The organism is Tepidibacter hydrothermalis (genome assembly GCF_029542625.1).
Lineage (GTDB): Bacteria > Bacillota > Clostridia > Peptostreptococcales > Peptostreptococcaceae > Tepidibacter_A > Tepidibacter_A hydrothermalis.
The window spans coordinates 1327283-1352944 of record NZ_CP120733.1; the positions used below are offsets into that span (position 1 = coordinate 1327283).

General features: G+C 28.6%; 25 protein-coding genes. 22 read left to right on the forward strand and 3 right to left on the reverse strand.

Annotation, left to right across the window (positions count from 1 at the left end; translation table 11 throughout):
* Nucleotides 1-39 precede the first annotated feature (39 nt).
* The 3 genes from P4S50_RS05870 to P4S50_RS05880 all read right to left on the reverse strand — a co-directional run bounded on the left by P4S50_RS05870 (nt 40) and on the right by P4S50_RS05880 (nt 3265).
* A complete protein-coding gene (locus P4S50_RS05870) occupies nt 40-795 on the reverse strand; it encodes a TSUP family transporter (RefSeq protein ID WP_277733697.1) in 756 nt (251 codons plus the stop codon).
* Between the two features lie 146 nt (nt 796-941).
* The gene (locus P4S50_RS05875; RefSeq protein WP_331489702.1) at nt 942-2408 is read right to left on the reverse strand and encodes a BCCT family transporter; all 1467 of its coding nucleotides are present in this window, start codon (nt 2406-2408) and stop codon (nt 942-944) included.
* A 482-nt stretch (nt 2409-2890) separates the two neighbouring features.
* Nucleotides 2891-3265 (reverse strand): class II SORL domain-containing protein, encoded by a 375-nt coding sequence (locus P4S50_RS05880; protein WP_277733699.1) that lies wholly within the window; start codon nt 3263-3265, stop codon nt 2891-2893.
* 213 nt (nt 3266-3478) lie between these two features.
* Between P4S50_RS05880 and P4S50_RS05885 the strand changes: the two genes are divergently transcribed.
* From P4S50_RS05885 to P4S50_RS05990, 22 genes are all read left to right on the forward strand, one after another.
* Nucleotides 3479-3715 carry a YabP/YqfC family sporulation protein gene (locus P4S50_RS05885; RefSeq protein WP_277733700.1) on the forward strand — a complete coding sequence of 79 codons (237 nt, stop codon included), beginning with the start codon at nt 3479-3481 and terminating at the stop codon, nt 3713-3715.
* 13 nt (nt 3716-3728) lie between these two features.
* On the forward strand, nt 3729-4904 hold the full coding sequence (gene yqfD / locus P4S50_RS05890) for a sporulation protein YqfD (protein ID WP_277733701.1): 1176 nt from the start codon (nt 3729-3731) through the stop codon (nt 4902-4904).
* A complete protein-coding gene (locus tag P4S50_RS05895) occupies nt 4870-5862 on the forward strand; it encodes a PhoH family protein (RefSeq protein ID WP_416390151.1) in 993 nt (330 codons plus the stop codon). The genes yqfD and P4S50_RS05895 overlap by 35 nt, the downstream gene beginning before the upstream one ends.
* Before the next feature lie 15 nt (nt 5863-5877).
* Nucleotides 5878-7902: an HD family phosphohydrolase gene (locus P4S50_RS05900; RefSeq protein ID WP_277733703.1), complete on the forward strand. Its 2025-nt coding sequence runs from the start codon at nt 5878-5880 to the stop codon at nt 7900-7902.
* The gene (gene ybeY, locus P4S50_RS05905) at nt 7903-8364 is read left to right on the forward strand and encodes an rRNA maturation RNase YbeY (protein ID WP_277733705.1); all 462 of its coding nucleotides are present in this window, start codon (nt 7903-7905) and stop codon (nt 8362-8364) included.
* Nucleotide 8365: 1 nt separating this feature from the next.
* Nucleotides 8366-9067 (forward strand): diacylglycerol kinase, encoded by a 702-nt coding sequence (locus tag P4S50_RS05910; protein WP_277733706.1) that lies wholly within the window; start codon nt 8366-8368, stop codon nt 9065-9067.
* A 143-nt stretch (nt 9068-9210) separates the two neighbouring features.
* Complete coding sequence (locus P4S50_RS05915) at nt 9211-9819, forward strand: DUF502 domain-containing protein (protein WP_277733707.1); 609 nt, start codon at nt 9211-9213, stop codon at nt 9817-9819.
* A 14-nt stretch (nt 9820-9833) separates the two neighbouring features.
* Entirely contained in the window at nt 9834-10229 is a 396-nt protein-coding gene (locus P4S50_RS05920; RefSeq protein WP_277733708.1) for a cytidine deaminase, read from the forward strand.
* A gap of 13 nt (nt 10230-10242) precedes the next feature.
* Nucleotides 10243-11136 carry a GTPase Era gene (gene era / locus P4S50_RS05925; RefSeq protein ID WP_277733709.1) on the forward strand — a complete coding sequence of 298 codons (894 nt, stop codon included), beginning with the start codon at nt 10243-10245 and terminating at the stop codon, nt 11134-11136.
* Nucleotides 11137-11169: 33 nt separating this feature from the next.
* The gene (gene mgtE / locus P4S50_RS05930; protein WP_277733710.1) at nt 11170-12552 is read left to right on the forward strand and encodes a magnesium transporter; all 1383 of its coding nucleotides are present in this window, start codon (nt 11170-11172) and stop codon (nt 12550-12552) included.
* A 79-nt stretch (nt 12553-12631) separates the two neighbouring features.
* A complete protein-coding gene (locus P4S50_RS05935) occupies nt 12632-12793 on the forward strand; it encodes a hypothetical protein (RefSeq protein WP_277733712.1) in 162 nt (53 codons plus the stop codon).
* Entirely contained in the window at nt 12753-13499 is a 747-nt protein-coding gene (gene recO, locus P4S50_RS05940; RefSeq protein WP_277733713.1) for a DNA repair protein RecO, read from the forward strand. The genes P4S50_RS05935 and recO overlap by 41 nt, the downstream gene beginning before the upstream one ends.
* Nucleotides 13500-13511: 12 nt before the next feature.
* Nucleotides 13512-14060 (forward strand): DUF4342 domain-containing protein, encoded by a 549-nt coding sequence (locus tag P4S50_RS05945; protein WP_277733714.1) that lies wholly within the window; start codon nt 13512-13514, stop codon nt 14058-14060.
* Nucleotides 14061-14204: 144 nt separating this feature from the next.
* On the forward strand, nt 14205-15083 hold the full coding sequence (gene glyQ / locus P4S50_RS05950; RefSeq protein ID WP_277733716.1) for a glycine--tRNA ligase subunit alpha: 879 nt from the start codon (nt 14205-14207) through the stop codon (nt 15081-15083).
* A gap of 1 nt (nt 15084) precedes the next feature.
* A complete protein-coding gene (glyS, locus tag P4S50_RS05955) occupies nt 15085-17154 on the forward strand; it encodes a glycine--tRNA ligase subunit beta (RefSeq protein ID WP_277733718.1) in 2070 nt (689 codons plus the stop codon).
* Nucleotides 17155-17377: 223 nt separating this feature from the next.
* Nucleotides 17378-18016, forward strand: coding sequence for a helix-turn-helix transcriptional regulator (locus tag P4S50_RS05960; RefSeq protein WP_277733719.1), 639 nt, complete (start codon nt 17378-17380; stop codon nt 18014-18016).
* Between the two features lie 11 nt (nt 18017-18027).
* On the forward strand, nt 18028-18864 hold the full coding sequence (locus tag P4S50_RS05965; RefSeq protein ID WP_277733720.1) for a pyruvate, water dikinase regulatory protein: 837 nt from the start codon (nt 18028-18030) through the stop codon (nt 18862-18864).
* Nucleotides 18865-18938: 74 nt separating this feature from the next.
* Nucleotides 18939-21557, forward strand: a complete 2619-nt coding sequence (ppdK, locus tag P4S50_RS05970) for a pyruvate, phosphate dikinase (RefSeq protein WP_277733721.1) — start codon at nt 18939-18941, stop codon at nt 21555-21557.
* A 380-nt stretch (nt 21558-21937) separates the two neighbouring features.
* Nucleotides 21938-22789 carry a heterodisulfide reductase-related iron-sulfur binding cluster gene (locus P4S50_RS05975; protein ID WP_277733723.1) on the forward strand — a complete coding sequence of 284 codons (852 nt, stop codon included), beginning with the start codon at nt 21938-21940 and terminating at the stop codon, nt 22787-22789.
* 3 nt (nt 22790-22792) lie between these two features.
* A complete protein-coding gene (locus tag P4S50_RS05980; protein ID WP_277733724.1) occupies nt 22793-24004 on the forward strand; it encodes an ABC transporter substrate-binding protein in 1212 nt (403 codons plus the stop codon).
* Nucleotides 23988-24866, forward strand: coding sequence for an ABC transporter permease (locus tag P4S50_RS05985; protein ID WP_277733725.1), 879 nt, complete (start codon nt 23988-23990; stop codon nt 24864-24866). The genes P4S50_RS05980 and P4S50_RS05985 overlap by 17 nt, the downstream gene beginning before the upstream one ends.
* Nucleotides 24863-25660 carry an ABC transporter permease gene (locus P4S50_RS05990; protein ID WP_277733726.1) on the forward strand — a complete coding sequence of 266 codons (798 nt, stop codon included), beginning with the start codon at nt 24863-24865 and terminating at the stop codon, nt 25658-25660. The genes P4S50_RS05985 and P4S50_RS05990 overlap by 4 nt, the downstream gene beginning before the upstream one ends.
* The last annotated feature ends 2 nt before the right edge of the window (nt 25661-25662 follow it).

A 25662-nucleotide genomic window follows, 5' to 3' on the forward strand; every position in this document is an offset into this window, starting at 1 on the left:
ATAAAACTAAAAAGAACAAAGCATTATGCTTTGTTCTTTTTAGTTAATAATATCCAGTATCATCTTACCCGCTACTGCTAATGACATAGTTACAAATATAGGTTTTATGAGTTTTGATCCTTTGTCTAGAGCAAGTTTTGTACCAAATTTTGCACCCATAATCATACATAGTGCCACAGGAATACCGTAGTAATAGTTTATTTGAGAGTTAAAAGCGAATATTAATAAAGCTGTAATATTGCTTGTAAAGTTTAAAACTCTCGCATTTCCTGCAGCTTTTGTAAAATCAAATCCAAAAACACTTATAAGTCCGAATATTAAAAATGAACCAGTACCTGGACCGAAAAAACCATCGTAAAATCCAAGACACAAACAAAGTAATATTCCTAATATAAGATTTTTCTTATTAAGTCCAGTAAACTTATCTTCTTTTCCTATTGATTTTGAGAATAGACTATATAAACCTACGAATAATATCATTACTAAAACTAATGATTGTAGTTTGTTTTGGTCTATCATAAGAACTGTGTTAACTCCAAGTATAGCTCCTATTAAAGTGAATGGTATAAAATATTTCAATATGGAAAAATTAACTTTGCCAGATTTAGCAAAGCTTAAACTACTGGTAAATGATGCGGTTGTAGAACAAAACTTATTTGTTCCAAGTGCTAAGTGAGGGGGAATACCCGCTATTAAAAATGCAGGTATGCTTATAAGACCTCCTCCACCAGCTATTGAATCTACAAATGCAGCTAGAAAACCTGAGAAACATAAAAATAATAACTTAAAAATCATTTTATCACCTACTTAATTAATATCAATTAATTGTATCATAATATTAAAAATAATTGCATAGCTAAAGGGAAACTTAATCTAGAAGCTGTTAAGTTTCCCCTTAAGAGTATGAATTCTTATAACTTTTAGCTTTGGGATAAATATATTTAAATGTTTTCTTGTATTAGAAATTTAACTAAGCATAATATAGATGACAATATTACAAATATAAATGGAAAGGCTGCAACTATAGAAATAGTTTGAAGCATATTAAGGCCTCCTGATAAAAGTAAAGATAGTGCAAGTAATGATTGTAATATTCCCCAAGTTATCTTTGTTTTATTACTTGGATTTAAATTACCATTAGAAGACATCATACCTAGAACAAATGTCGCTGAATCTGCGGATGTAACAAAAAATGTACAAAGAAGTATTATTGCTACTATGGATATCAATGTTCCTAATGGATAGTTATTCATAATGATAAAAAATGCAGTTGAAGTTTTTAAAATAGCACTGTTTGCTGTATTTATTCCTAGATTTATAGCCATAGTTCCAAATGTTGAAAACCATAAAAATGAAACTATTGAAGGAGCTAATAAAACTCCTATTATAAATTCTCTTATTGTTCTTCCTTTTGAAATTCTAGCTATAAAAGTTCCTACAAATGGAGCCCATGATATCCACCAAGCCCAATAAAAAATAGTCCAAGATTTATACCAATCCGGTTTTTCGAATGGATTTAATTCTAGTACAAGATCGATAGAATAATCTTTTAAGCCTATGAAAAATGTATGTAGTATATCAAATGAAGGTCCTATCATTATAGATAATAAAAGTAAAACCATGGCCATTAATACATTTAAATTAGAGAGTATTTTTATGCCTTTATCAACTCCACCTACAGCTGATATTATGAATAGAATTGTAACTATTAATATGATAATAGTTTGTACTAGAGAACTTTCTGGTATATTGAATAAATAGTTAAGACCGCTGTTTATTTGAAGTGTTCCAAGACCTAGAGAAGTAGCAGCACCTCCTATAGTAGCAAAAATTGCTAAAATATCTATTGACTTACCAATTCCTTTATTAGAAACATCTTTTCCAAAGAAGGGAATAAAGATATTACTTATCAAACAAGGATATTTTTTTCTGAATTGTATATATGCAAGAGATAAACCTAATATACTGTATACAGCCCATGGGTGAAGACCCCAATGCATGAATGATTTTTTTATAGCAAAACTTTTGGCTAATTCTGATCCACCTTCAATTCCCATAGGATCTACATAATGATTAAGTGGTTCGGCAACTCCCCAAAATACAAGACCAATTCCCATACCGGCACTAAATAACATCGAAAACCAAGATATATAGCTGTATTCTGGTTTGGAGTTATTATCTCCTAATCTTATATTTCCGTATTTACTAAATGCTAGTATTATACTAAACATTAAAAATAAAGTCATACTTATTAAATAAACCCATCCGAATTCACCTACTAAAAAATCTAAAGCATTGTTTGCCATAATATTAAATGTATTAGGAGCTAAAAGGCACCATAAAACTATTGATAGTACTAAAAAAATTGAAATTATAAATACTTTGTTATCTTTTTTGTTTAAAATCAAATAACCACCTCTTTAATATTTTTTATGATTAATAAGAAATTATATTCCTATTTAAATTTTTGATAAGTACAATTTACGTTCCGGATTGAAAAAAAGACTATATTTAAAATTTTTGAAGAAAGAATTTTTTATAACGAATAGGAAATTATATTCATTTTTAATTTATGGATAAATATAATTTTCGTTATGAGTTTCAAAAAAGTTTACACTTAAGATTCTTCTAAAGAAGAACTTTTTTATTTACACAAAAAAATAAAAACAATTAATAAAACAAATTGTTTTTATAATGAAAAATTATATTTAATACTATATCTATAGACCTGAAAATAAGTTATAAAGTACTTCATGTAACAACTCGATTTTAATATAAAAGTTGTAACTTGTCAAATGAGGTAGTATTTTTCAAATATAAAAAAGAATTCAGATGTAAATCATCTGAATTCTTTTTTTGTTTGAACTATATGTTAATATTAAAAAAATTTTTATTTAACTTCTACACATTCACTGTTTTCCCAAAGACCATGTATATTACAGTAACTAAGAGCATGGATAGTTCCAGATTTATCAAGTTTAACGCTTGTAACTCCTACTGGTTGAGTAGAGTTGTTAGATTCTCCGTGAGCTGAAAAATTAAAATTAGCTATTTCAACAGGAAATTTATCATTTTCTCCTTTGAAGAATACTTTAACCCAAGCTATATGATGCTCTAAAGTGTTAGGATGTTTTATTTCATCTCCTATAGATACTCTTAAATCAAATTCTTTATCTTTTTCTATATTTTCAGGTACATGTATAACAGGTACGTGTTTTTCTCCTTTAAAATCTCCAGTTTGCAAAAATTCTTTTAAACTTTTCATTTATAAAACCTCCATTTTAAATTTATTAATTTATCATATTATATATATTCCCTCGATTAATAAAATTAAACACAAATAAGAGATTAAATATAAATAAAGACTTATGCATATAATTAAGAAAATTATTTTTAGAACGATAATAAAAAATATAAGTTAAAAATTAGGAATTAAATAATACGGCACTCATAAAATTATATAAGGGGAGGTGTGATAATGGTTAACTTGCCTAATGATTTACAAATCGATTTGCCAAGGGTTACTACCATTAGTAATAAATGTATTAATATAGAAAATTATATAAGCGTTATGGAATATTCTAAACAGATGATAAAAGTTAATACAAAGGTAAATGTATTAAAAATAGAAGGAGAAAACCTTATTATAAAATATATAACTGAGGATGATTTATGTATTGAGGGAAAAATATACTCTGTTGAATACTGGGTTTAAGGGGGCATAGAAGTTGTGGCAATATATTAAAGGATTTTGCGTTGTTACTATAGAAGGTTTGAATTTAGAAAAATTCATAAACAATTTGGCTAAAAATAAAATTTATATATTTAATATAAAAAGGATATCTGAAACAAAAATAGAAGCCTATGTATACAAAGAGGATGTTAAAGAGCTTATAAGTATTTATAGAAAATCTAACTATAATTTAAAGATTAAAAGATCAGTTGGACTTCCATTTTTTATGAAGAGAGTTTATAAAAGAAAAACTCTTCTATTTGGAGGAATTTTATCCATATTTATATTATTGTTTCTGACAACGTTTATAACGAATGTGTATATAGACTGTCCTGAGGGAATAGATAAAAAAGCACTGAGAAGTGAAATTTATAAATGTGGTCTTAAACCTGGTACTAATAAATACATAATAAATAAAAAAGATATAAGAGATAGTATACTTTATAAGTTTAATTCAGTTGCATATATATCTATAAACATACAGGGAACTAGTGCTTTTGTAGATATAGTAAAAAAAGCTGAAGAGCCTAAAGAAAATAGTAAAATAAATTGTAATATAATTGCCAAAAAAGATGGTATAATAGAGAAAGTAATACCAAGAAGTGGAGAATCATTGATTAAAAAAGGTGATATAGTTAAAACTGGAGATGTACTAATAGCTGGTGGAAATCTTATGGCTAAAGGCGAGGTATGGGCAAAAACATTTTATGAAATAACAGAAAAAGTAGAGTATACAAACAAAAGTAAATATAGAACTGGAAAAAATAAAAAAATATTTAAGATAAAGATATATGACAAGGAATTTATCACAAATAAAAATATAGATTATAAACAGTACGATGTTAAGACAAAGGACTTTAAAATAAACTATAAAAACTTTGAATTTCCAATACAAGTTCAAGTAGATACTTTTTATGAAGTTAATATAAAGAAAAATGATAAGGACTTAAATGCGATTAAAAACACTCTTAAATCAAAAGCTTTAAAAAAAATGGATTATTTATTGCCTGTACAGGCAAGGATAATAGATAAAAATGAAAACTATAATGTAGAGAAGAATATATTAAAATTTACGGTTATTATACAAACCCTAGAAGATATAGGCAAGTATGAACAAGTAGAAGGAGGAAATTATACTGATGATAAATTGCAAGATACAGATAGAGAATGATGAATTTTCAAAGCAATTATTTGGAAATCTTGATGAAAATATAAAAATTATAGAAAAACGCATTAATGTAGATATTGTCTTAAGAGATGGAAGTATAGTTCTAATAGGCGAAGAAAAAAATGTAGAATTGGGTAAAAGGCTTATTAAAGAGTTAGAAATTATGACTGAAAAGGGAAATCAATTAAATAATCAAAATATATCTTATTGTATAAACCTATTATTTGAGGGTAACGAAGAAAAAATGCAAGAATTATCTGATGATGTTATTGCTTTTACTATAAAGTCAAAGCCTATACAACCCAAAACTCTTGGGCAGAAAAAGTATATTAATTTAATAAAAGAAAATACTGTTACATTTGGAATTGGTCCTGCAGGTACTGGGAAAACTTATTTAGCTGTTGCCATGGCGGCAAGAGCACTCAAGAAAGATGAAGTGAATAGAATAGTTTTAACAAGACCTGCAGTTGAGGCTGGAGAGACCTTAGGTTTTTTACCAGGAGATTTAAAAGATAAAGTGGATCCATACTTAAGACCTTTGTATGATGCTTTATTTGAGATACTAGGATCTGAAAAGTTTGATAGATATATGGAAAGAGGGATAATAGAAGTAGCCCCGCTTGCATTTATGAGAGGAAGAACACTTGATAATGCCTTCATAATACTGGATGAAGCACAAAATACAACTCCAGAGCAGATGAAGATGTTTTTAACTAGGCTTGGATTTGGCTCAAAAGCTGTAGTAACAGGTGATATTACACAGACTGATATTCCAAGTAATAAAAAATCAGGACTTTTACATGCAAAAGAGATATTAAAAGGTGTAAAAGGAATATCTATTTGTGAACTGACAGAAAAGGATGTTGTAAGACATGAATTGGTCCAAAGAATAATAAAAGCTTACACTAAATACGAAGAAAAACAAGAGTATAAAAATACCAAAAAGAAAAATAAAAATTAGAAAGGAGAGGGAAAAATGAAATTTAGGAAGTTTTCCCTTGCTCTTTTGTTTTTTATAATTAACTTCATAGTATTATTTACATTTTTAGCTCCTCAAAAATACGAATTAAAAGTAGGACAAAGAGCCCAAGAGGATATAAAAGCCACAAAAGATATAGAAAACAAAATAGAAACACAAAAACTTATTGATAAGGCTGTTCAGCAAGTTCAACCTGTTTATAAAAACAATCTAACAGTTCAGGCTGAGATAAAATCGGATATAGAAAAGTTTTTTTCTGATATAAACTATATAAATAATTCTGTTATTAATAATGGTGAGAATGGAGAACCCTTAGATTCAAAGCAAAAACTAGAAAGTATACAGAAAAAGTATCCTACAATATCTAATAAATCTATAGAACTAGCTCTTAATATGTACAAAGCTAGACTTGAAAAATTAAAGAATTATATATTCGAGATAATAAACCAGATAATGAGTACTGGCATAACAAAAGAAGAAGTAGATTATCAAAAGAAAAATGTATCAGAGTTTTTTGAAGAAATAAAAACATTTAATCAAAATGAAAAGCTGTTAAGTATAGAAATAATAGATAATTATATAAGACCTAATAAGTTTTTGGACTTAGAAAAAACACAAGAAAAAACAGAGCAAGCAAAAGAGTCTGTTGAAAAGGTTGTAATACCAAAGGGTGAAAATATAATATCCAAGGGAGAAGTTATAACTGAAGAAAAATTGGAAATTTTACAGAGTATAGGACTTGTTCAAAAAAAGGGCAAAGAAGATTTCTTTGTTATAATAGGTTTAATACTGATAATACTTATACTTGAAGCTTTGGGAGCATTGTATATAAATGTTTTTGATAAAAAAATATTGAAAGATGAAAAGAAGCTATTACTAATAATATTGATTATCTCTATTACAATGTTAATTAGTATAAGCCTTAGTAAGATATCTTTATATATAATACCAGTTGCAGGAGCAAGTATGCTGATAAGTATACTTTTAAATACTAATATAGCTATAATATCAAACTTGATTATATCTATAATGCTTTATATAGCTACTGGTGATATAAATATATTATTAATATCATTAGTTTCTGGAACATTTGGGGCTTTTGCCAACCTAGAAATAGCTCAAAGAAGAAATGTAATAATTACAGGGTTTAAAATAGGACTTTTAAACTTATTGATTGTAATGGCAATGGGTTTTATAACTACAACAAACTTAAAAGAGCCTTTTATAAATTCATTACTGTCTTTATTATCAGGTATAATTTCGTCTATTTTCGTAGTTGGAAGCTTACCTCTTTGGGAACATTATTTTGATATACTGACAAGTCTTAAATTATTAGAACTATCAAGTGCTAATAATGAAATATTAAAAAGGATGTTAATAGAAACACCAGGTACATATCATCACAGTATAATAGTTGGAAATTTAGCAGAAAGAGCTTGTGATAAAATAGGAGCAAATTCGTTGTTTGCAAGAGTTGCTTCGTATTATCATGATATGGGAAAATTATCAAAACCGTATTTTTTCAAAGAAAATCAAATAACTACTGATAATCCTCATGATAAGATGTCTCCTATAGTAAGTACGAAGGTGATCAAAGAACATGTAAGCTATGGAGTAGAACTTGCTCAAAAACATAAATTGCCTAAAGAAATAATAAATATAATAAGAGAACATCATGGAACAACATCAGTTGCATATTTTTATTATAAGGCTAAAGAAATGGGAATGGATGTAAAGGAAGAGGACTTTAGATATAAAGGTCCAGAGCCTCAAAGTAAGGAAGCCGCTGTAATAATGATGGCAGATTCTGTAGAAGCTGCTATTAGAAGTATAAAAGAACCTAGTAAAGAAAAAATTGAAGACATGATAGGAAAAATAGTTAAAGGTAAATTAAATGATGGACAGTTCGATAAAAGTAACTTAACATTAAAAGAATTAGATTTGATAAAAGAAGCTTTTATAGAGGTTATCATGGGTATGTTTCATCAAAGAATAGAATACCCACAAGAAGGAGGAAATTAAATGCAGTTAATAATGGATAATAGACAAGATAAAATAGAAGTAAGAGATGAATTAATGAATACTATAAAGAATGTAACAAAAGAGTGCTTAAAGTATGAAGGTTTTGATGAGGATTATGAAATAAGCTTGTCATTTGTAGATAACGACGAAATACATAAGTTGAATAAATTGTATAGAGGAATAGATAGAGAAACAGATGTATTGTCATTTCCATTAATAGGAGATGATGAGTTTGACATAGAGCTTGAGGAAAAAGCTCTTGGAGATATTGTAATATCTATGGAAAAAGCTCTGGAACAAAGCAAGGAATACAATCATTCTTATGAAAGAGAAGTTGCTTTTTTGGTTTGTCATAGCATGTTTCATTTAATGGGGTATGATCATGATACAGAAGAAAACACAAAAATTATGAGATCAAAGGAAGAAGCTGTTTTAGTTAAACTTGGAATAGTGAGGATGTAATATGAGAGCTAAAAAGCTTATAAATGCTTTCAATTGTGCTATAGAGGGTATAATATATACGGTTAAAAATGAGAGAAATATGAAAATACACTATTTAATAGCTATAATAGTTTTGTTTTTAAGTTTATTCTTTGATTTGACTAAATATGAAATAATTATTTTGTTTTTTACTATATCCTTAGTTATAATATCTGAAATGATAAATACAGCAATAGAAAAATCTATAGACTTGTTCACCAGTGAATATCATGAACTTGCAAAAATTGCTAAAGATGTTTCGGCAGGAGCTGTTTTAATTGCTTCTTTAAATTCTATTGTAATAGGATACTTATTATTTTTTGATAGAATAAATCCACTATCAAATATTGTTTTAAATAAAATAAGAAAATCAGAAATGCATATAACTGTTATAGCAATAGTAATAGTTCTTATATTTGTAGTTATAGTTAAAGCCGTAACAAAAAAGGGAACTTACTTAAAAGGAGGCATGCCTAGCGGACATGCGGCACTTGCATTTTCAGTTGCAACTGCAGTAACATTTATTTCTGAGGAAATATTAGTATCAACTCTTACATATATATTAGCTTTACTAGTTGCACAAAGCAGAATAGAAGGGGAAATTCATAGTGGTATAGAAGTTGTATTTGGAGCTGGATTGGGAATACTAACAACTATATTAATATTTCAAATAAGCTTAGGATAAAGAATGGAAGAATTTCCATTCTTTTGACGACTCTGCATGTAATCTGTATTTTAAATAAATATTGGATAAAACTTAAATGTTTGATATAATTGAAAATGCTCTATATCTAGAGTTAAAGAGTTAAAGCGAAAGGATGATGGGTTTTGAAAAAAAATAGTTCTGATAAAACAGATATAAAAAGAGTGTTTATAAGCGGAATTTTTACCATTCTTCCAATTGCTGTTACTATATCATTAGTATTTTGGCTTTTTAATAAGGTAGATTATATATTTAGAGTACCCCTTGAAAAACTATTAGGAATTCATCTTTATGGTGTTGGTATAGTAATAACACTTATATTGACATTTGCTGCAGGTATCTTTGCAACAGATGTTATAGGTAAAAGAATATTTAATGGATTTGAAAAGGTAATGCATAAAATTCCTTTAGTTGGAATGATATATTCTTCTGTAAAACAAGTAGTAGATGCTTTTGCTAGTAAAAAAGGAGAAGGCTTTAAAAATACTGTCTTAGTTCAATATCCTTCAAAGGGGATATATACAATAGGGTTCATAACTACGAATGCACCGGATTCTATAAATGGATACACAGGAGAGGAAAGTGTATTTGTATTCATACCTACAACTCCAAATCCTACATCTGGAATGCTTGTTGCAGTATCTAAAAAAGATATAGTCTATTTGGATGTATCTATTGATAATGCTCTTAAAATAATAGTTTCAGGCGGGATTGTAGGCTATAAAGAAAACTAAAGGAGGAATTTTAAATGGATAATAAGGAATTACTAAAAATAGCAGAAAAGGCTAAGGAAAATGCATATGTTCCATATTCTAAATTTCATGTAGGAGCAGCTCTTTTGACTAAATCAGGTAAGGTTTTTACTGGATGCAATGTAGAATGTGCATCTTATGGAGGCACTAATTGTGCAGAAAGAACAGCAATATTTAAGGCTGTATCAGAAGGTGAAAAAGAGTTTGAAAAAATAGCTATAACTAGTGACAATGCAGGGGAAACTTACCCGTGTGGAATATGCAGACAAGTTATATTAGAATTTGGAAGAGATATTAAAGTTGTATTAGGAGAGTCTGAAGGTGAGCATAGAGAAATGTCTATACAAGAGTTGATTCCACATGGTTTCACTGGAGCAGACCTTAAAAAATAAAGAGGTGACTAAAATGGGTTTTAAATCAGGATTTGCAAGTATAATAGGAAGACCAAATGTAGGTAAATCTACAATTATGAATAAAGTTGTTGGAGAAAAAATAGCTATAATGAGTGATAAGCCTCAAACGACTAGAAATAAAATTCAATCAGTTTTGACTACTAAAGATTTTCAAATAGTGTTCTTAGATACACCAGGAATACATAAACCTAAGAATAAATTAGGAGAGTATATGGTTAAAGTTGCATCTGATTCTCTTAATGAAGTAGATGTAGTTTTGTTTGTTGTTGATGATTCTAAAACTATAGGTCCTGGAGATAGAAGAATTATAGAGGATTTAAGAAATGTTAAAACACCTATAGTACTTGTTATAAATAAAATAGATAAGATGGAAAAAGAAGATCTAATTCTTCTTATGAAAAAATATGATGATGAAGGTATATTTGATGAAATAGTACCAATATCTGCATTAAAAGAAGGTCATTTAAATTCATTAATAAATACTATAAACAAGCATTTGCCTGAAGGACCTAAGTATTTTCCTGATGAAATGATAACTGATCAACCAGAAAGAGTATTGATTTCTGAGTTAATAAGAGAAAAGGTGCTACATTATGTTCATGAAGAAGTTCCTCATGGAGTTGCAGTTGAGGTTGAACAAATGAAATCAAGAGAAGGCGGAAATATAATAGATATATCTGCTGTTATCTACTGCGAGAGAGATTCACATAAGGGAATTATAATAGGGAAAAATGGAAGAAAATTAAAAGGAATAGGAAAGTCTGCAAGAGAAGATATTCAGAGACTTCTAGGTTCAAAAGTATATCTTCAAACTTGGGTTAAGGTTAAATCGAATTGGAGAAACTTAGAAAACTATATAAGTAGTTTTGGATATAATAATAAATAATTTGTATTATTGATTAGATGGGGGGGCGAATCTATGAATAAGAATGAAGTTTTATTTCAAGAGATAATAGTCCAAGTTAATGCATTAATAGACAGTGAAAAGATAGTAGACTTAAATGAATATATAGATGAACTTCATCCCCGAGATATATCGGAAATATTAGTAGATTTACAAGAAGAAAAACAAATAAGATTATTTGAGATACTTCCTCTAGAAGTTGCAGCTAAGGTTCTTGATGATTTAGATTCTGATATGTTCACAACTATATTATCAAAAATTAGCATAGATCATAAAAAGAGAATACTAGACCTTATGTCTCAAGATGATATGGTTGATATATTAAGTGATTTATCAGAGGAAAAAAGACATGAAATAATAAATCTTTTAGATAAGGAACTAGCTCAAGATATAAAGGAACTACTTGTATACGATGAAGACTCTGCTGGTGGAATAATGACTACAGACTTTGTTGTATTAAGCAAGGACATTACATGTTATGCAGCTATAGAGTATTTGAGAGAAAATGCTCCAGATGCAGAAACTATATACTATGTGTATGTAGTTGATAAAAATGATAAGCTTGTTGGAGTTATTTCTTTAAGAGAACTTATTGTTTCAAGACCTAATACTATTATAGAAGATGTAATGAGTGAAAAGGTAATTGATGTTAATGTAAATGACGACCAAGAAGAAGTTGCAAGAATTGTATCCAAATATGACCTTTTGGCAATTCCCGTAACAGATATAAACGGAAAAATAAGAGGTATAATAACTGTAGATGATATAATTGATGTTATACAAGAGGAAGCAACAGAAGATATATATAAATTTGCAGGAACATCTGAAGCTGAAAGTGAGTACTTAGAAGATATTAAATTTTTTCCAAAAGTAATTTCGGCTGTAAAAGCAAGACTTCCATGGTTACTTATAACATTAATTGGAGGTACTTTATCAGCGCGTATATTAGGAAAATATGAAACTACAATAAAGGCATATGCAGCGGTATCTTTTTTTATGCCACTTCTAACTGGAATGGGAGGGAATGTTGGAACTCAATCATCTACTCTTACCGTTAGAGGACTCGCAACGGGTCATATAGACCAAAAAAATGCTCTTAAGACAATAACTCAAGAAATGAGTATAGGGCTTACTGTTGGGCTTATATGTAGTCTTATAATATGTATAGTAGCCTACTTATGGATAGGAGACTTTAAATTAGGAATTGTTGTAGGAATAGCAATGGCAGCTAACATGCTAACTGCTGCTACAATAGGTACATTAGTACCTATTGTATTTAAAAGATTGGGCGTTGATCCAGCGGTTGCATCAGCTCCGTTTATTTCAACAACACTTGATATAACTGGTCTTACTATATACTTTACATTGACAACTGCACTTTTGCTAAAATTTTCTTAAAATAAAAAAAAATATTATGTATATTATCCCCCTTCTTACCCAAAAATAAATATAAATGGACAGAAGGGGGTTTTTTGAAATGAATAAATCAATATGGGAATATTTTAAAAAAACAGGAGACATAAATGCATACATGTATGTCAAGTCCTATGACAGCCTAAAGTGTAAATCGAATACAGTGAGGGAGATTGAAAATAATTATGTTCATAAATACAGATGGGATAGTACTGAAATCGATTAAGTATGAAGAATCAGATTCTATAATAGTTATATTTACTAGAAAGCTTGGAAAAATTTCAGTGCTTGCAAAAGGAGCTAGAAGATCAAAGAGCACATTCTTATCGGGTACTCAGGTTTTTTCATATTCTAATTTTGCTATTAGAAGAAATGGTAATATGTACAAATTAAATCAATGCGAAGTAAAACAAAATTTTTATAACTTATCTTATAATATAGATACCTTAGCTCATGCTAGCTATATTAGTTCATTAGTTGAACAAAATATATTTGAAAATCAAACTAACAATAGGTTGTTTGATTTATTATTAAAGACGTTGTACTTATATTCATATGATGATGCTAATTATGAATTAATAACAAATATATTTGAACTTAAACTTCTAGATTATATAGGATATAAACCGAGTGTTTTAAAATGTACCAATTGTGGTAATAATAACTTAAATAAAGGTAAGTTCAGTACAATAGAAGGCGGTATGCTATGTAATGAGTGTGTAGATGTAGATAGATATAGTATGAAAATTGATCCCACAACTTTAAAATTAATGGAATACATATTAAAAAATGACATAGTAATATGTAACAAGGTAAAGGTATCAAAATATATACTAAATCAACTAGATAATATTTTAAAAAAATATTTGATGACTCATATAGAAAATTTAAATTTAAAATCATTAAATTTTCTTGAAAATTTAAAAGGGTAAGGAGTGGATAGTATGGAAATAACACTTGAAAAGATCGATCAAATTATGGAGAGAATGAATGTGGGGTATGAAAAAGCTAAAGAAGCATTAGTTAATTCCAATGGAGATGTTATAGAGGCTTTAGTTTATCTTGAAAAAAGAGAAGGAAATGTATTTAAGGGCATAAATGAAAAAAGTAATGAAATGATAGAAAAATTAAAAGAGATTCTTAAAAAAGGAAATATAACTAGAGTTATGCTTGAAAAAGATGGAGATGTGATGCTTAACTTACCTGTAACAGCAGGAGCAATTGGATTAGTTTTAGGACCAGTGGCTGCAATAGTAGGTGTATCTGCTGCTGTTGTAGGAAAATATAAAATAAAAATAGTAAAAACAAATGGAGAAACTGTAGATATAAATGATATGACACAAGAATCATTTAATGATATAAAGGAGAAAACACAAGAATCATTTAATGATATAAAAGATAAAATGAATATTAATAAATCTGATAATAAAGATATTACAGATGATATAATGAAAGAAGAAAGCCAAGAAATGGGTAATGAACTTGACAAATAACCCTGATTTTGTTAAATTTAAAGTTAGAATTCTTTAGAATTTAGCCTTTCGCCAAAAGCGAAAGGCTAAATTTTTTATAAATGGTGACATTAGCCATTTGAAAGTATAAAGCAAATTTTTTTAATAAATATAGGAGGGAAAAAAATGAATTTTCAAAATATGATACTTTCTCTGCAAAATTATTGGGCGAAGCAAGGTTGTATAGTAATGAACCCATATGATGTAGAAAAGGGAGCAGGAACTATGAGCCCTTATACATTCTTGAAATCCCTTGGCCCTGAGCCTTGGAAGGTTTGTTATGTAGAACCTTCAAGAAGACCAACGGATGCAAGATATGGAGAAAATCCTAATAGATTATATCAACATCACCAATTTCAGGTAATACTTAAGCCATCTCCAGATAATGTACAAGAACTATACTTGGAGAGTTTAAAGGCTATAGGAATAAATCCACAAGAACATGATATAAGATTTGTAGAAGACAACTGGGAAGCAGCGGCTGTTGGAGCCTGGGGACTTGGTTGGGAAGTATGGCTTGATGGTATGGAAGTTACTCAATTTACATATTTTCAACAAGTTGGTAATATAGATTGTGAACTTGAATCAGCAGAACTTACTTATGGACTTGAAAGACTTGCTATGTATATTCAAGAAAAAGACGATGTATATGATCTTCAATGGAATGATGAACTAACTTATAGAGATATATTCCAAATGGCAGAATATGAACATTCAGTTTATAGTTTTGAAGAAGGAAATACTGATATGATGTTTGAACATTTCAATGCTTATGAAGAAGAAGCTAAAAAATTATTAGAAAAAGGTTTGGTTCAACCAGCATATGATTATATATTAAAATGTTCTCATACATTTAATGTATTAGATGCAAGAGGGGCTATTGGTGTAAGTGAAAGAGCATCATTTATAGCAAAAGTTAGAAATATGGCAAAAATGGTTGCGAGTACTTATGTTAATCAAAGAGAAGAAATGGGATACCCTCTTTTAAAGAAAGGAGGAAAATAATATGAATAAATATCTTTTATTTGAAATTGGATGTGAAGAAATTCCAGCAAGATTTATGGACAGTTCTTTAAAACAATTAAAAGAAAATTCGAAAAAATTCTTAAATGAAAATAGAATAAAATTTGAAGATATAAAAACTTATGGAACACCAAGAAGACTTACTTTAATAATAGAGGGACTAGGTGAGAAGCAGGATGACCTAGAAGAAGAAATAAAAGGACCTGCAAAGAGAATAGCTTTTGATGATAATAATGAACCTACAAAACCTCTTCAAGGTTTTATGAGAAGTAAGGGATTAAATGTAGAGGATCTATACTTTAAGGTTGCAGGTAAGGAAGAATATGTATTTGCTAAATTGAAAGAAGAAGGAAAAAATACAGAAGATGTATTAAAGGATATCCTTCCTAATTTGATAAAATCTATAAACTACCCAAAAACTATGAAATGGGGAGGCAAACAATTAAGATTTACAAGACCTATTAGATGGATAGTATCTATATACAATGGAGAAGTACTTGATTTTGAAATAGAAGGAATAAAATCATCTAATGTTACAAGAGGTCATAGATTCTTAGGAAAAGATAGCATTATTGTAAATTCAATTGATGAGTATTTAAATGAATTAAAAAGCAATTATGTAATACTTGATCAAGAAGAGAGAAAAGAAATTATAAGAAAACAATGTATAGAAGTAGCGAGTTCAATAAATGGACAAGTATTAATGGACGAAGAATTATTAAATGAGGTTACTTATTTACTTGAATATCCAACAGCTTTTTATGGAGAGTTTGAAGAAGATTATCTAAAGCTTCCAAAAGAAGTTATAATAACGCCAATGAAAGAGCATCAAAGATATTTCCCTGTATTAAAAGAAAATGGAGAGTTATTACCTAACTTTATAACAGTTAGAAACGGTACTGATTATAAAATAGAGAATGTTAAAAAAGGAAATGAAAAAGTTTTAGAGGCAAGACTTGCTGATGCACAGTTTTTCTATAAAGAAGATATTAAAATAGAGCTTGACAAATATATTGAGAAACTTAAAAATGTAGTATTCCAAGATCAATTAGGAACTATATATGATAAAACTTTAAGAATAGAAGGATTATCTGAAAAACTAGTTTCAGAATTTGGATATGAGCAAGAAAGAGATAATACTATAAGAGCTGCGAAAATTTGTAAAGCTGATTTGGTTACTAATATGGTATTTGAATTTACAGAACTTCAAGGTGTTATGGGAAGAGAATATGCTAAGGTATCTGGTGAGAATGATGTAGTAGCTAATGCTATATTCGAACATTACCTTCCTAGATTCTCAGGTGATATTCTACCTTCTACAAATGCTGGAACTGTTATAGCTATAGCAGATAAGATGGATTCAATAGCAGGATTTTTTGCAATAGGAATACAGCCTACGGGATCTCAAGATCCATATGCACTAAGAAGACAAGCTTTAGGTATAATAAATATATTAATGGATAAAAATATCAATGTAAGCTTAAGAAATATAATAGACTATTCTTTAAGCAATTACAACAACTTAAACTTTGATAAAGAAAAGGTTAGTATGGAAATATTAGATTTCTTTAATCAAAGAATAAAAAATATATTCAGCGAAATGGGAATAAGATATGATGTTATAGATGCTGTTATTAGCTCTGATATAGATGATGTATCTGATATGTATAATAGAGCAAAAGAGCTTAATATGTGGATAAACAAAGATGAAATAGTAGAAATACTAACTGCATTTAATAGAGTATCTACATTAGCTCAAAAGGCAGAGATAAACGAAATAAAAGAAGAATATCTTCAAGCTCATGAAGAAAAAGTTCTGTATGATGAATTTAAAAAAGTAAAAGATATTGTTAAGTCATCTATAGATAAAAAAGAATATTCTAAGGCTTTAGATGAGTTTACTGTACTTAAAAATCCTATTGATAATCTATTTGACACTGTAATGATTATGGATAAAGATGAAAATATTAAAAATAATAGATTAGCTTTATTAAAACAAGTATATGATACTATGCTTTTAATATGTGATTTGTCAAAAATAGTATATAAGTAAAAAAGGTCGGGATAAATTCCCGACTTTTTTACTCTAGAAGAAACTGTATAACTTTCCACTTGTAGATAACATTAATAAATGAACTAAAATGATCTATGCTGTAGCATAAAGAGAATTTTTTTCCTTAAATTCAATTTTGTTATTTACATACAACAAATATATATATATAATATACTATATAAGGAACGGGTGATAAAAAGTATATCACATTAAAAGAAAAGAGGTGTTTAATATACAATTTAGCGATAGACAAACTAAGATAATAGATATAGTTAAAGAACATCAGCCTATAACTAGTGAAAATATAGCAACAATGTTAAATGTTACAAGAGCAACTTTAAGACCAGATCTTGCAATACTTACTATGACGGGGATATTAGATGCAAGACCAAAGGTTGGTTATTTCTATGCTGGAATAAATAAAAATCATATAATATCAGAAGAATTAAAAAACAAAAAAGTTAGTGAAATAATGAGTATTCCAGTTATGTTAACAGAAGAAACGACAGTATATAACGCTATTGTTACTATGTTTTTAGAAGATGTAGGTAGTATATACATAATAAATAATGGTAACTTATCGGGGGTAGTATCTAGAAAAGACTTACTTAAAAGTACTATAGGTGGAATGGATATAAATAAAATACCTGTAGGTATGATTATGACTAGAATGCCAAATGTTATCATGGGAAAAGAAGAAGATAGTGTAATTAAGGTAGTAAAAAAGATAATAGAACATGAAGTGGATTCTGTACCTGTGGTAAAAAAAGAATTAAAAGATAATAAAGAATACTACAAAGTTATGGGTAGAGTATCTAAAACGAATATAACAAAATTATTTTTAGAGTTATTTGAAGAATAAAGGAGTGAATCATGGAAAATTTAGTCATATATATAATATCTGATTCTTTAGGAGAGACAGGAGAGCAAGTAGCCAAAGCTTCTATAGGTCAGTTTAACTTAAAAAACTATGAAATAAGAAAATATCCATATGTACTGGATAAGCAATTTTTAGATGAAATATTAAATGATGCAAAATTTCAAAATTCTATAATAGTTTACACACTTGTCGATTTAGAACTTGCAAATCGTACATCAAAGTTTTGCGAGGAGAATAATATACCAGGATTAGATTTAATAAATCCACTTATAGATTCTATAAGATCAAGAACTAATTTAAGTCCATTAAGAGAACCTGGAATAATAAGAAAACTTGATGAGAAATATTTTAAAAGAGTAGAGGCAATAGAGTTTGCTGTAAAATATGATGATGGAAAAGATTCAAGAGGTCTTGTAAAGTCAGACCTAGTATTAGTTGGAATATCTAGAACATCTAAAACTCCTCTTAGTATGTATCTTGCAAATAAAAATATAAAGGTAGCTAATGTACCGTTAGTTCCTGAAGTTCCAGTTCCTAAGGAATTATTTGAAATACCTAACAAAAAAATAATAGGTCTTACTAATACTCCAGAAAAGTTAAATCAAATAAGACAAGAAAGATTAAAGGCATTGGGTCTATCTGGTAATGCTAATTATGCAAACATGCAAAGAATATTAGAAGAGATTGAATATGCTGAAACTATAATGAAAAAGTTAGGATGTCCAATAATAGATGTATCAAATAAAGCTATAGAAGAAACAGCAGGACTTATTATAAACATAATGAAAGAGAATGGTCTTAGAGTGTATAAAGGATTTCTTAACAGCTAAAACAAAATGATAATTACTAAAATATAAGCTAATTAGATAATATTAAAGTCTATATTAAAGGGAGAGTGTAAAAAGTGGGAAAATTTGTGTACAGCTTTAAAGAAGGTTCAAAGGAAATGAAAAATCTATTAGGTGGAAAAGGAGCTAATTTAGCTGAAATGACTAAGATAGGTCTTCCGGTTCCTCCAGGATTTACAATTACAACAGATGCTTGTAATACTTACTACAAGAAAGATAAAAAGATTTGGGATGAACTTTTAGATGAAATAATGACAAATCTTTCTGAGTTAGAAAAAACTTTGGATAAAAAATTAGGGGATAATGAAAATCCACTTCTTCTTTCAGTAAGATCAGGTGCTGTTATATCTATGCCTGGAATGATGGATACTATACTTAACTTAGGACTTAATGATACAGCTGTACAAGCGCTTTCTAAAAAGACTAATAATGAAAGATTTGCTTATGATAGCTATAGAAGATTCATTCAAATGTTCTCAGATGTTGTTATGGGAATTCAAAAATATAAGTTTGAAAGAATATTAGATGATATAAAAGAATCAAAAGGATATAAATACGATACTGAACTTACTGTTGATGACTTAAAAAATATAGTTGTAGAATTCAAGAACATATACAAGAAGGAATTAAGACAAGAGTTTCCATCTGATCCTAAGGAACAATTGTTATTAGCTGTAAAGGCTGTATTTGACTCATGGAACAATCCTAGAGCCGATATATATAGAAAGCTTAATGATATACCTCATAAGCTAGGAACAGCTGTAAATATACAATCTATGGTATTTGGAAATATGGGGCAAACATCAGGTACAGGAGTTGCGTTTACAAGAAATCCATCTACTGGTGAAAATGTATTGTTTGGAGAATATTTGGTAGATGCTCAAGGTGAAGATGTTGTTGCAGGTATTAGAACACCTCAGCCAATAGCTAGCTTGAAAGAGATTATGCCTGATATATACAAGCAATTTGAAGATACAACTAGAATTCTTGAAGATCATTATAAGGATATGCAAGATATAGAATTTACTATAGAAAATGAAAATTTATATATTTTACAAACTAGAAATGGAAAACGTACAGCAAAAGCTGCTATAAATATAGCTGTTGATATGGTAAGTGAAAAATTAATAGATAAAAAACAAGCTATAATGAGAATAGATGCTAAACAATTAGATCAACTTTTACATCCTAATTTTGAAGAAAAAGCATTAAAACAAGCAACTCTTATATCAAAAGGACTTCCAGCATCACCTGGTGCAGCATCAGGAAAGGTATATTTTAATGCCAGTGATGTTGTTGCTGCAAATGAAAATGGAGAAAAAGCTATTCTTGTAAGACTTGAGACATCACCAGAAGATATAGAAGGAATGGTATCAAGTGAAGGTATACTTACTGCAAGAGGAGGAATGACATCTCATGCAGCTGTTGTAGCAAGAGGGATGGGTAAGTGCTGTGTAGCAGGTTGCTCAGATATAAAAGTTAGTGAGAGTAAAAAGGAACTTAGAGTTAAAGACCTTGTTATAAAAGAAGGGGAATATATATCTCTTGATGGATCAACAGGTAGTGTTTATACAGGAAATATAACTAAAAATGAGGTTGAACTTGTAGGAAAATTCGAAGAGTTTATGGATTGGGTAGACGAGGTAAGAGTTCTTAAGGTAAGAACTAATGCTGATACTCCAAATGATGCTAAGACTGCTGTTAAATTTGGAGCTGAGGGTATAGGACTTTGTAGAACTGAGCATATGTTCTTTGAAGAAGATAGAATACCTGTTGTTAGAAAGATGATTCTATCTAAAACTGTTGATGAAAGACAAGAAGCTTTAGAAAAATTACTTCCTATGCAAAGAAAAGATTTTTCAGAAATATTTGAGGCTATGGAAGGAAGAGATACTACTATAAGACTTTTAGATCCTCCTCTTCATGAATTCTTACCTAAAAAAGAGGAAGATATAAAGAACTTAGCAGATGATATGAATATATCATACGAAGATATATTAAAGAGAATTGAAGATTTAGAAGAGTTCAATCCTATGCTTGGACATAGAGGATGCCGTCTTGCAGTAACTTATCCTGAAATATATATAATGCAAGCAAGAGCTATAATGGAGGGTGCTATTGAGGCTAAAAACAATGGAGTTGATGTATCACCAGAAATAATGATTCCTCTTATCGGAGATGTGAATGAACTTAAATATATAAAAGAATTCGTTGTAAATGTAGTAGAAGATGTTTTAAAAGAATCAAAAGTAGATATGAAATATATGGTTGGAACTATGATAGAAGTTCCAAGAGCAGCACTTACTGCTGATGAAATAGCAAAAGAAGCTGAGTTCTTTAGTTTCGGAACAAATGATTTAACTCAAATGACATATGGATTCTCTAGAGATGATGCAAATAAATTCCTAGTAGAATATGAGTCTAAAGAGATATTTGAAAAAGATCCATTCCAAACACTAGACAAAAACGGTGTTGGAAAATTAGTTAAAATGGCATCAAAGCTTGGAAGAGAGACAAGAGAAGATATAAAACTTGGTATATGTGGAGAACATGGAGGAGAACCTGCTTCTGTAGAATTCTGCCACAATATAGGACTTAACTATGTATCTTGTTCTCCTTATAGAGTACCAATTGCTAGACTTGCAGCAGCTCAAGCAGCATTAAAAGAAAAATAGTAATAGTTTAATAAACTAAAAGGTTTTAATATCTTAGATATTAAGACCTTTTTTATTTTGTAAATAACGGGTTAAGAAAGAGATACTTGCAACTATTTTTGAGCAACGGAGATTGTAAGGATTGTTTGATAAAAAACATTATAGAAAAATTTAATAATTGGGTGATGGTGTATATAAATTTTATATAGTTAAATAATATTTATATATGATATACTTTATTTTGATATAGATAAATAAGGCTCTTCTTAATAATAGGAAGAGCCTTATTTATGGCGAAAGCTAAAAGTTCAGTCGAAGTAAAAATTCTATCTGGATTAAGTTTCGCTTTATCTGTAAAGTTATATTATTAGTACATACTAAATTTAAAGGGTGAATTGACTATGAAAAAAAGTAATATAGGTGTTAAATTACATCAATTATCCAGTTTTTCTAAATTATTTACTGCATCAAGTGATCATAATGAGAATAATGTAAGAGCTTTTATTCCAGGGTGTAGTTTAACCGATTATAGTCCAGAAATAGTAATGAAAACATATAAATATTTAAATGATAATCTAGGAGATACAGCTATTATTTTAAAATGCTGTGCTGCGCCTTCAAAAATATCGGGAGATAAAGACAGTTTTAAAGCGTATTATTCACAATTACAAGAAGAAATAGAGAAGATGAAAGTAAAAGAGGTAATAACAGCATGTCAAACCTGTTATAAGACTATAAAAGAAAATAGCCCTGATATTGAGGTTAAATCTATTTGGGAGTCCATAAAGGATATTGGGGTACCAAATGATATTAAGAATAAATATAAAGATTTAGATATAGTATTTGCTCTTCATGATCCGTGTCCTACAAGAAAAGAAAATATTATACATGAAAGTGTTAGAGATGTATTAAGTGAGATGGGTATCAAGATAGAAGAATTTAATAATTGTAGAGAAAAAACTTCGTGTTGTGGAGGAAAAATAAGCATACAAAATAAAGAATTAGCTTTAAAGCACATGAGAAAAAGAGCTTATGAGGCTGACTCTAATTATATATTGACGTATTGTGAGTCTTGTGTTAAATCTATGAAAACAGCAGGTAAAAATAGTGTTCATATATTAGATTTAGTATTTAACGATAATATAAATTCTAAATTTGACCAAATGAACGTCAATTATTTGAAAAAATGGATGAATAGATATAAGTGTAAAACATATATTGAACAATTAAAAAATACTAATAAAGGAGAATAACATATGAAAAAAATAATATCTATAGCACTTTTAATATTGATTAGTTTAAGTATATTATCTGGATGCACAAATCAAGATAATAAGGAATCATTAAATTTACTTGAAATGAAATGGGAAGTTATTTCTAATGAGGCTGAAGGTGAAACAGTTAATATATATATGTGGGCTGGAGATAAATCAGTAAATGAATATATGGATAATTGGGTTAAGCCATTGGTAAAAGAAGAACTAAATATTAATTTAAACAGAGTGGCTATAAATGATCCGAAAGATATGATAAATAAACTGATAACAGAAAAAGATGTAGAAAAATCAAATGGAAGTATAGATATAATATGGATGAATGGTGAGAATTTCAAACTAGCAAACGAAAATAATCTACTTTGGGGACCTTTTGCGGACAAACTTCCAAATTATAATAAATATGTTGACAAAGAAGCAGATGATATTAAGTATGATTTCGGAGAAGATACTATGGGAATGGAAGTTCCTTTTGGAAAATCTCAATTCGTATTTATATATGATTCTAATATTATAAAAAATCCACCAAAGGATATAAATGAACTTACTAATTGGATAAAACAAAATCCTGGAAAATTTACATATCCGTCAGTACCAGATTTCACAGGAAGTGCATTTATACGCCAAACATATATGGATTTATTCAAAAAAGATTATATAGAAGAGAAAGATTTAAGTAGTATGTGGGATTATATGAATGAAATAAAACCGTATCTATGGAGACAAGGAGAGACATATCCTGAGAGTAGTGCTAAGCTTGATATGTTGTATTCAAATTCAGAAGTATTGATGAGTATGTCTTATAATCCACTTCATGCATTTAATAAGGTTCAAAGTGGAGAGTTTAAAGAATCAACAGATGTATTTGTGTTAAAGGATGGAACTTTATCTAATACTCATTATTTGAGTGTACCGTTTAATGCTACTAATAAAGCTGGAGCTATGGCTGTTATAGATTTTTTATTATCACCTAAAGCTCAGACACAAAAATTAAATCCTAGTAATTGGGGAGATGGACTTGCTATATCATACGATAAGCTTTCTGATGAAGATAAATTGAAAATAGACGAGATTTATAAAAAAAATAAATTAGAATTTTTAAATGAGATTAGAAAATATAAAATTCCAGAAATGAAGGCTGAATATATAGATCAAATAGAAAAAGGCTGGAACAAGAATGTCTCAAAAAATTAAACCGTATTTATTAGTATTACCAGCTATAATAGTCACTGTTGTACTATTTATGTCTGGATTAATACAAGGGCTTATACAAAGCTTGGGAATTAAGTCTATTTGCAATATGGGTGATATTACGTTTAAATATTATAAGGAATTGTTTAGGTCTATAGAATTTTGGATGTCATTTTTTATTACATTCAAAATAGCTTTAATATCTACAGTATTATCTGCACTAGCAGGTACTTTCATAATATATTTATTGTATATAATGAAGACTGGAGTATTTTATAAGTTAGCATCAAAGTTTAAACTTTTAGTTCAAATACCTATGTTATTTCCTTATTTAGTGTATTCATACATTATATTACTTATATTTAATAGAAGCGGTTGGATAAGTTCTATTCTTTTTAAATTAGGAATAACAAGCAGTATTAATGAATTTCCTGTGATAGTAAATGATCAATTTGGTATAGGAATAATTCTTACTTATGTATTAAAAACTACTCCATTTATAGTTTTGATGTTATATCCTGCTATTTTAAAGTTAGAATCTTCTTGGTTGGAATTAACATATATGCTAGGTGGAAGTAGAAATGAATTATTTAAGAAAGTAGTACTAAAAATGTTGGTTAATCCTTTGAAAACAGCGTGCTTTATAATATTTGCATACACTTTTGCTGAATTTGAAATACCGTTTTTATTAGGTGTTACTTATCCTAAAATGGTTTCTGTTTACTCATATCAAATGTATATGAATTCAGATTTGGTTGAAAGACCTAAAGCTTTTGCTATAAATGTGGTTATAGTATTAGTTATAATTGGAGTTGGATATATTTCAAATCACTTAAGCATGGGAAAATGGAGGAAGATAAAGTGATTAAGGTTAAATATGGGGATAAGATATCGTTAATAATATTGTCCCTAATTATACTGATGTCTATAATTCAAATTATTTTTATATTTTTTATGAGTTTTTCTAATGGATGGGTCTGGCCTGATATAATTCCTAAAAAGCTAAGTTTTGAAGCTTGGAAGTATGTTTTATTAAATATTAACTCATTAAATGTAATATTTATCAGCTTAAAAATAGCTTTGATTGTAGTAATTATAAACTTAATAGTAGCGATTCCAGCAGCAGATGCAATAGCTAGATATGATTTTAAATACAAAAATATAATTGAGTTCTTATTGATTATGCCTATTGTTATACCTCCTATAATATCTACAATGGGAATACATAAGACTTTTATAAGAATGAATTTAACAGAAAGTATATGGGGAGTAGTTTTGGTACATATAATACCTACGTTACCATACATGATAAGAGCTATTAAAATTAGTTTTGAGAATTTTGGATTTGAGTGGGAGCATCAGTGTCAAATGCTTGGAGCAAATAAGTTAAATACTTTTATTAATGTTAAAATATATTTTTTACTTCCTGGAATTATAGCTGGTTCTACTTTAACTATATTAATATCTTTTAGTCAATATATAACCACTATTTTAATAGGAGGAGGACAAATACAAACTCTTTCAACTAGTATGGTTCCATATATTAATTCTGGAGAAAAAACTATCGGATGTGTATATGCTATAATATTTGCATTTATATGTTTAACTGCACTTGGTATTATGGAATATTACTTAAAAAGATACTATGATTCATTGTGATT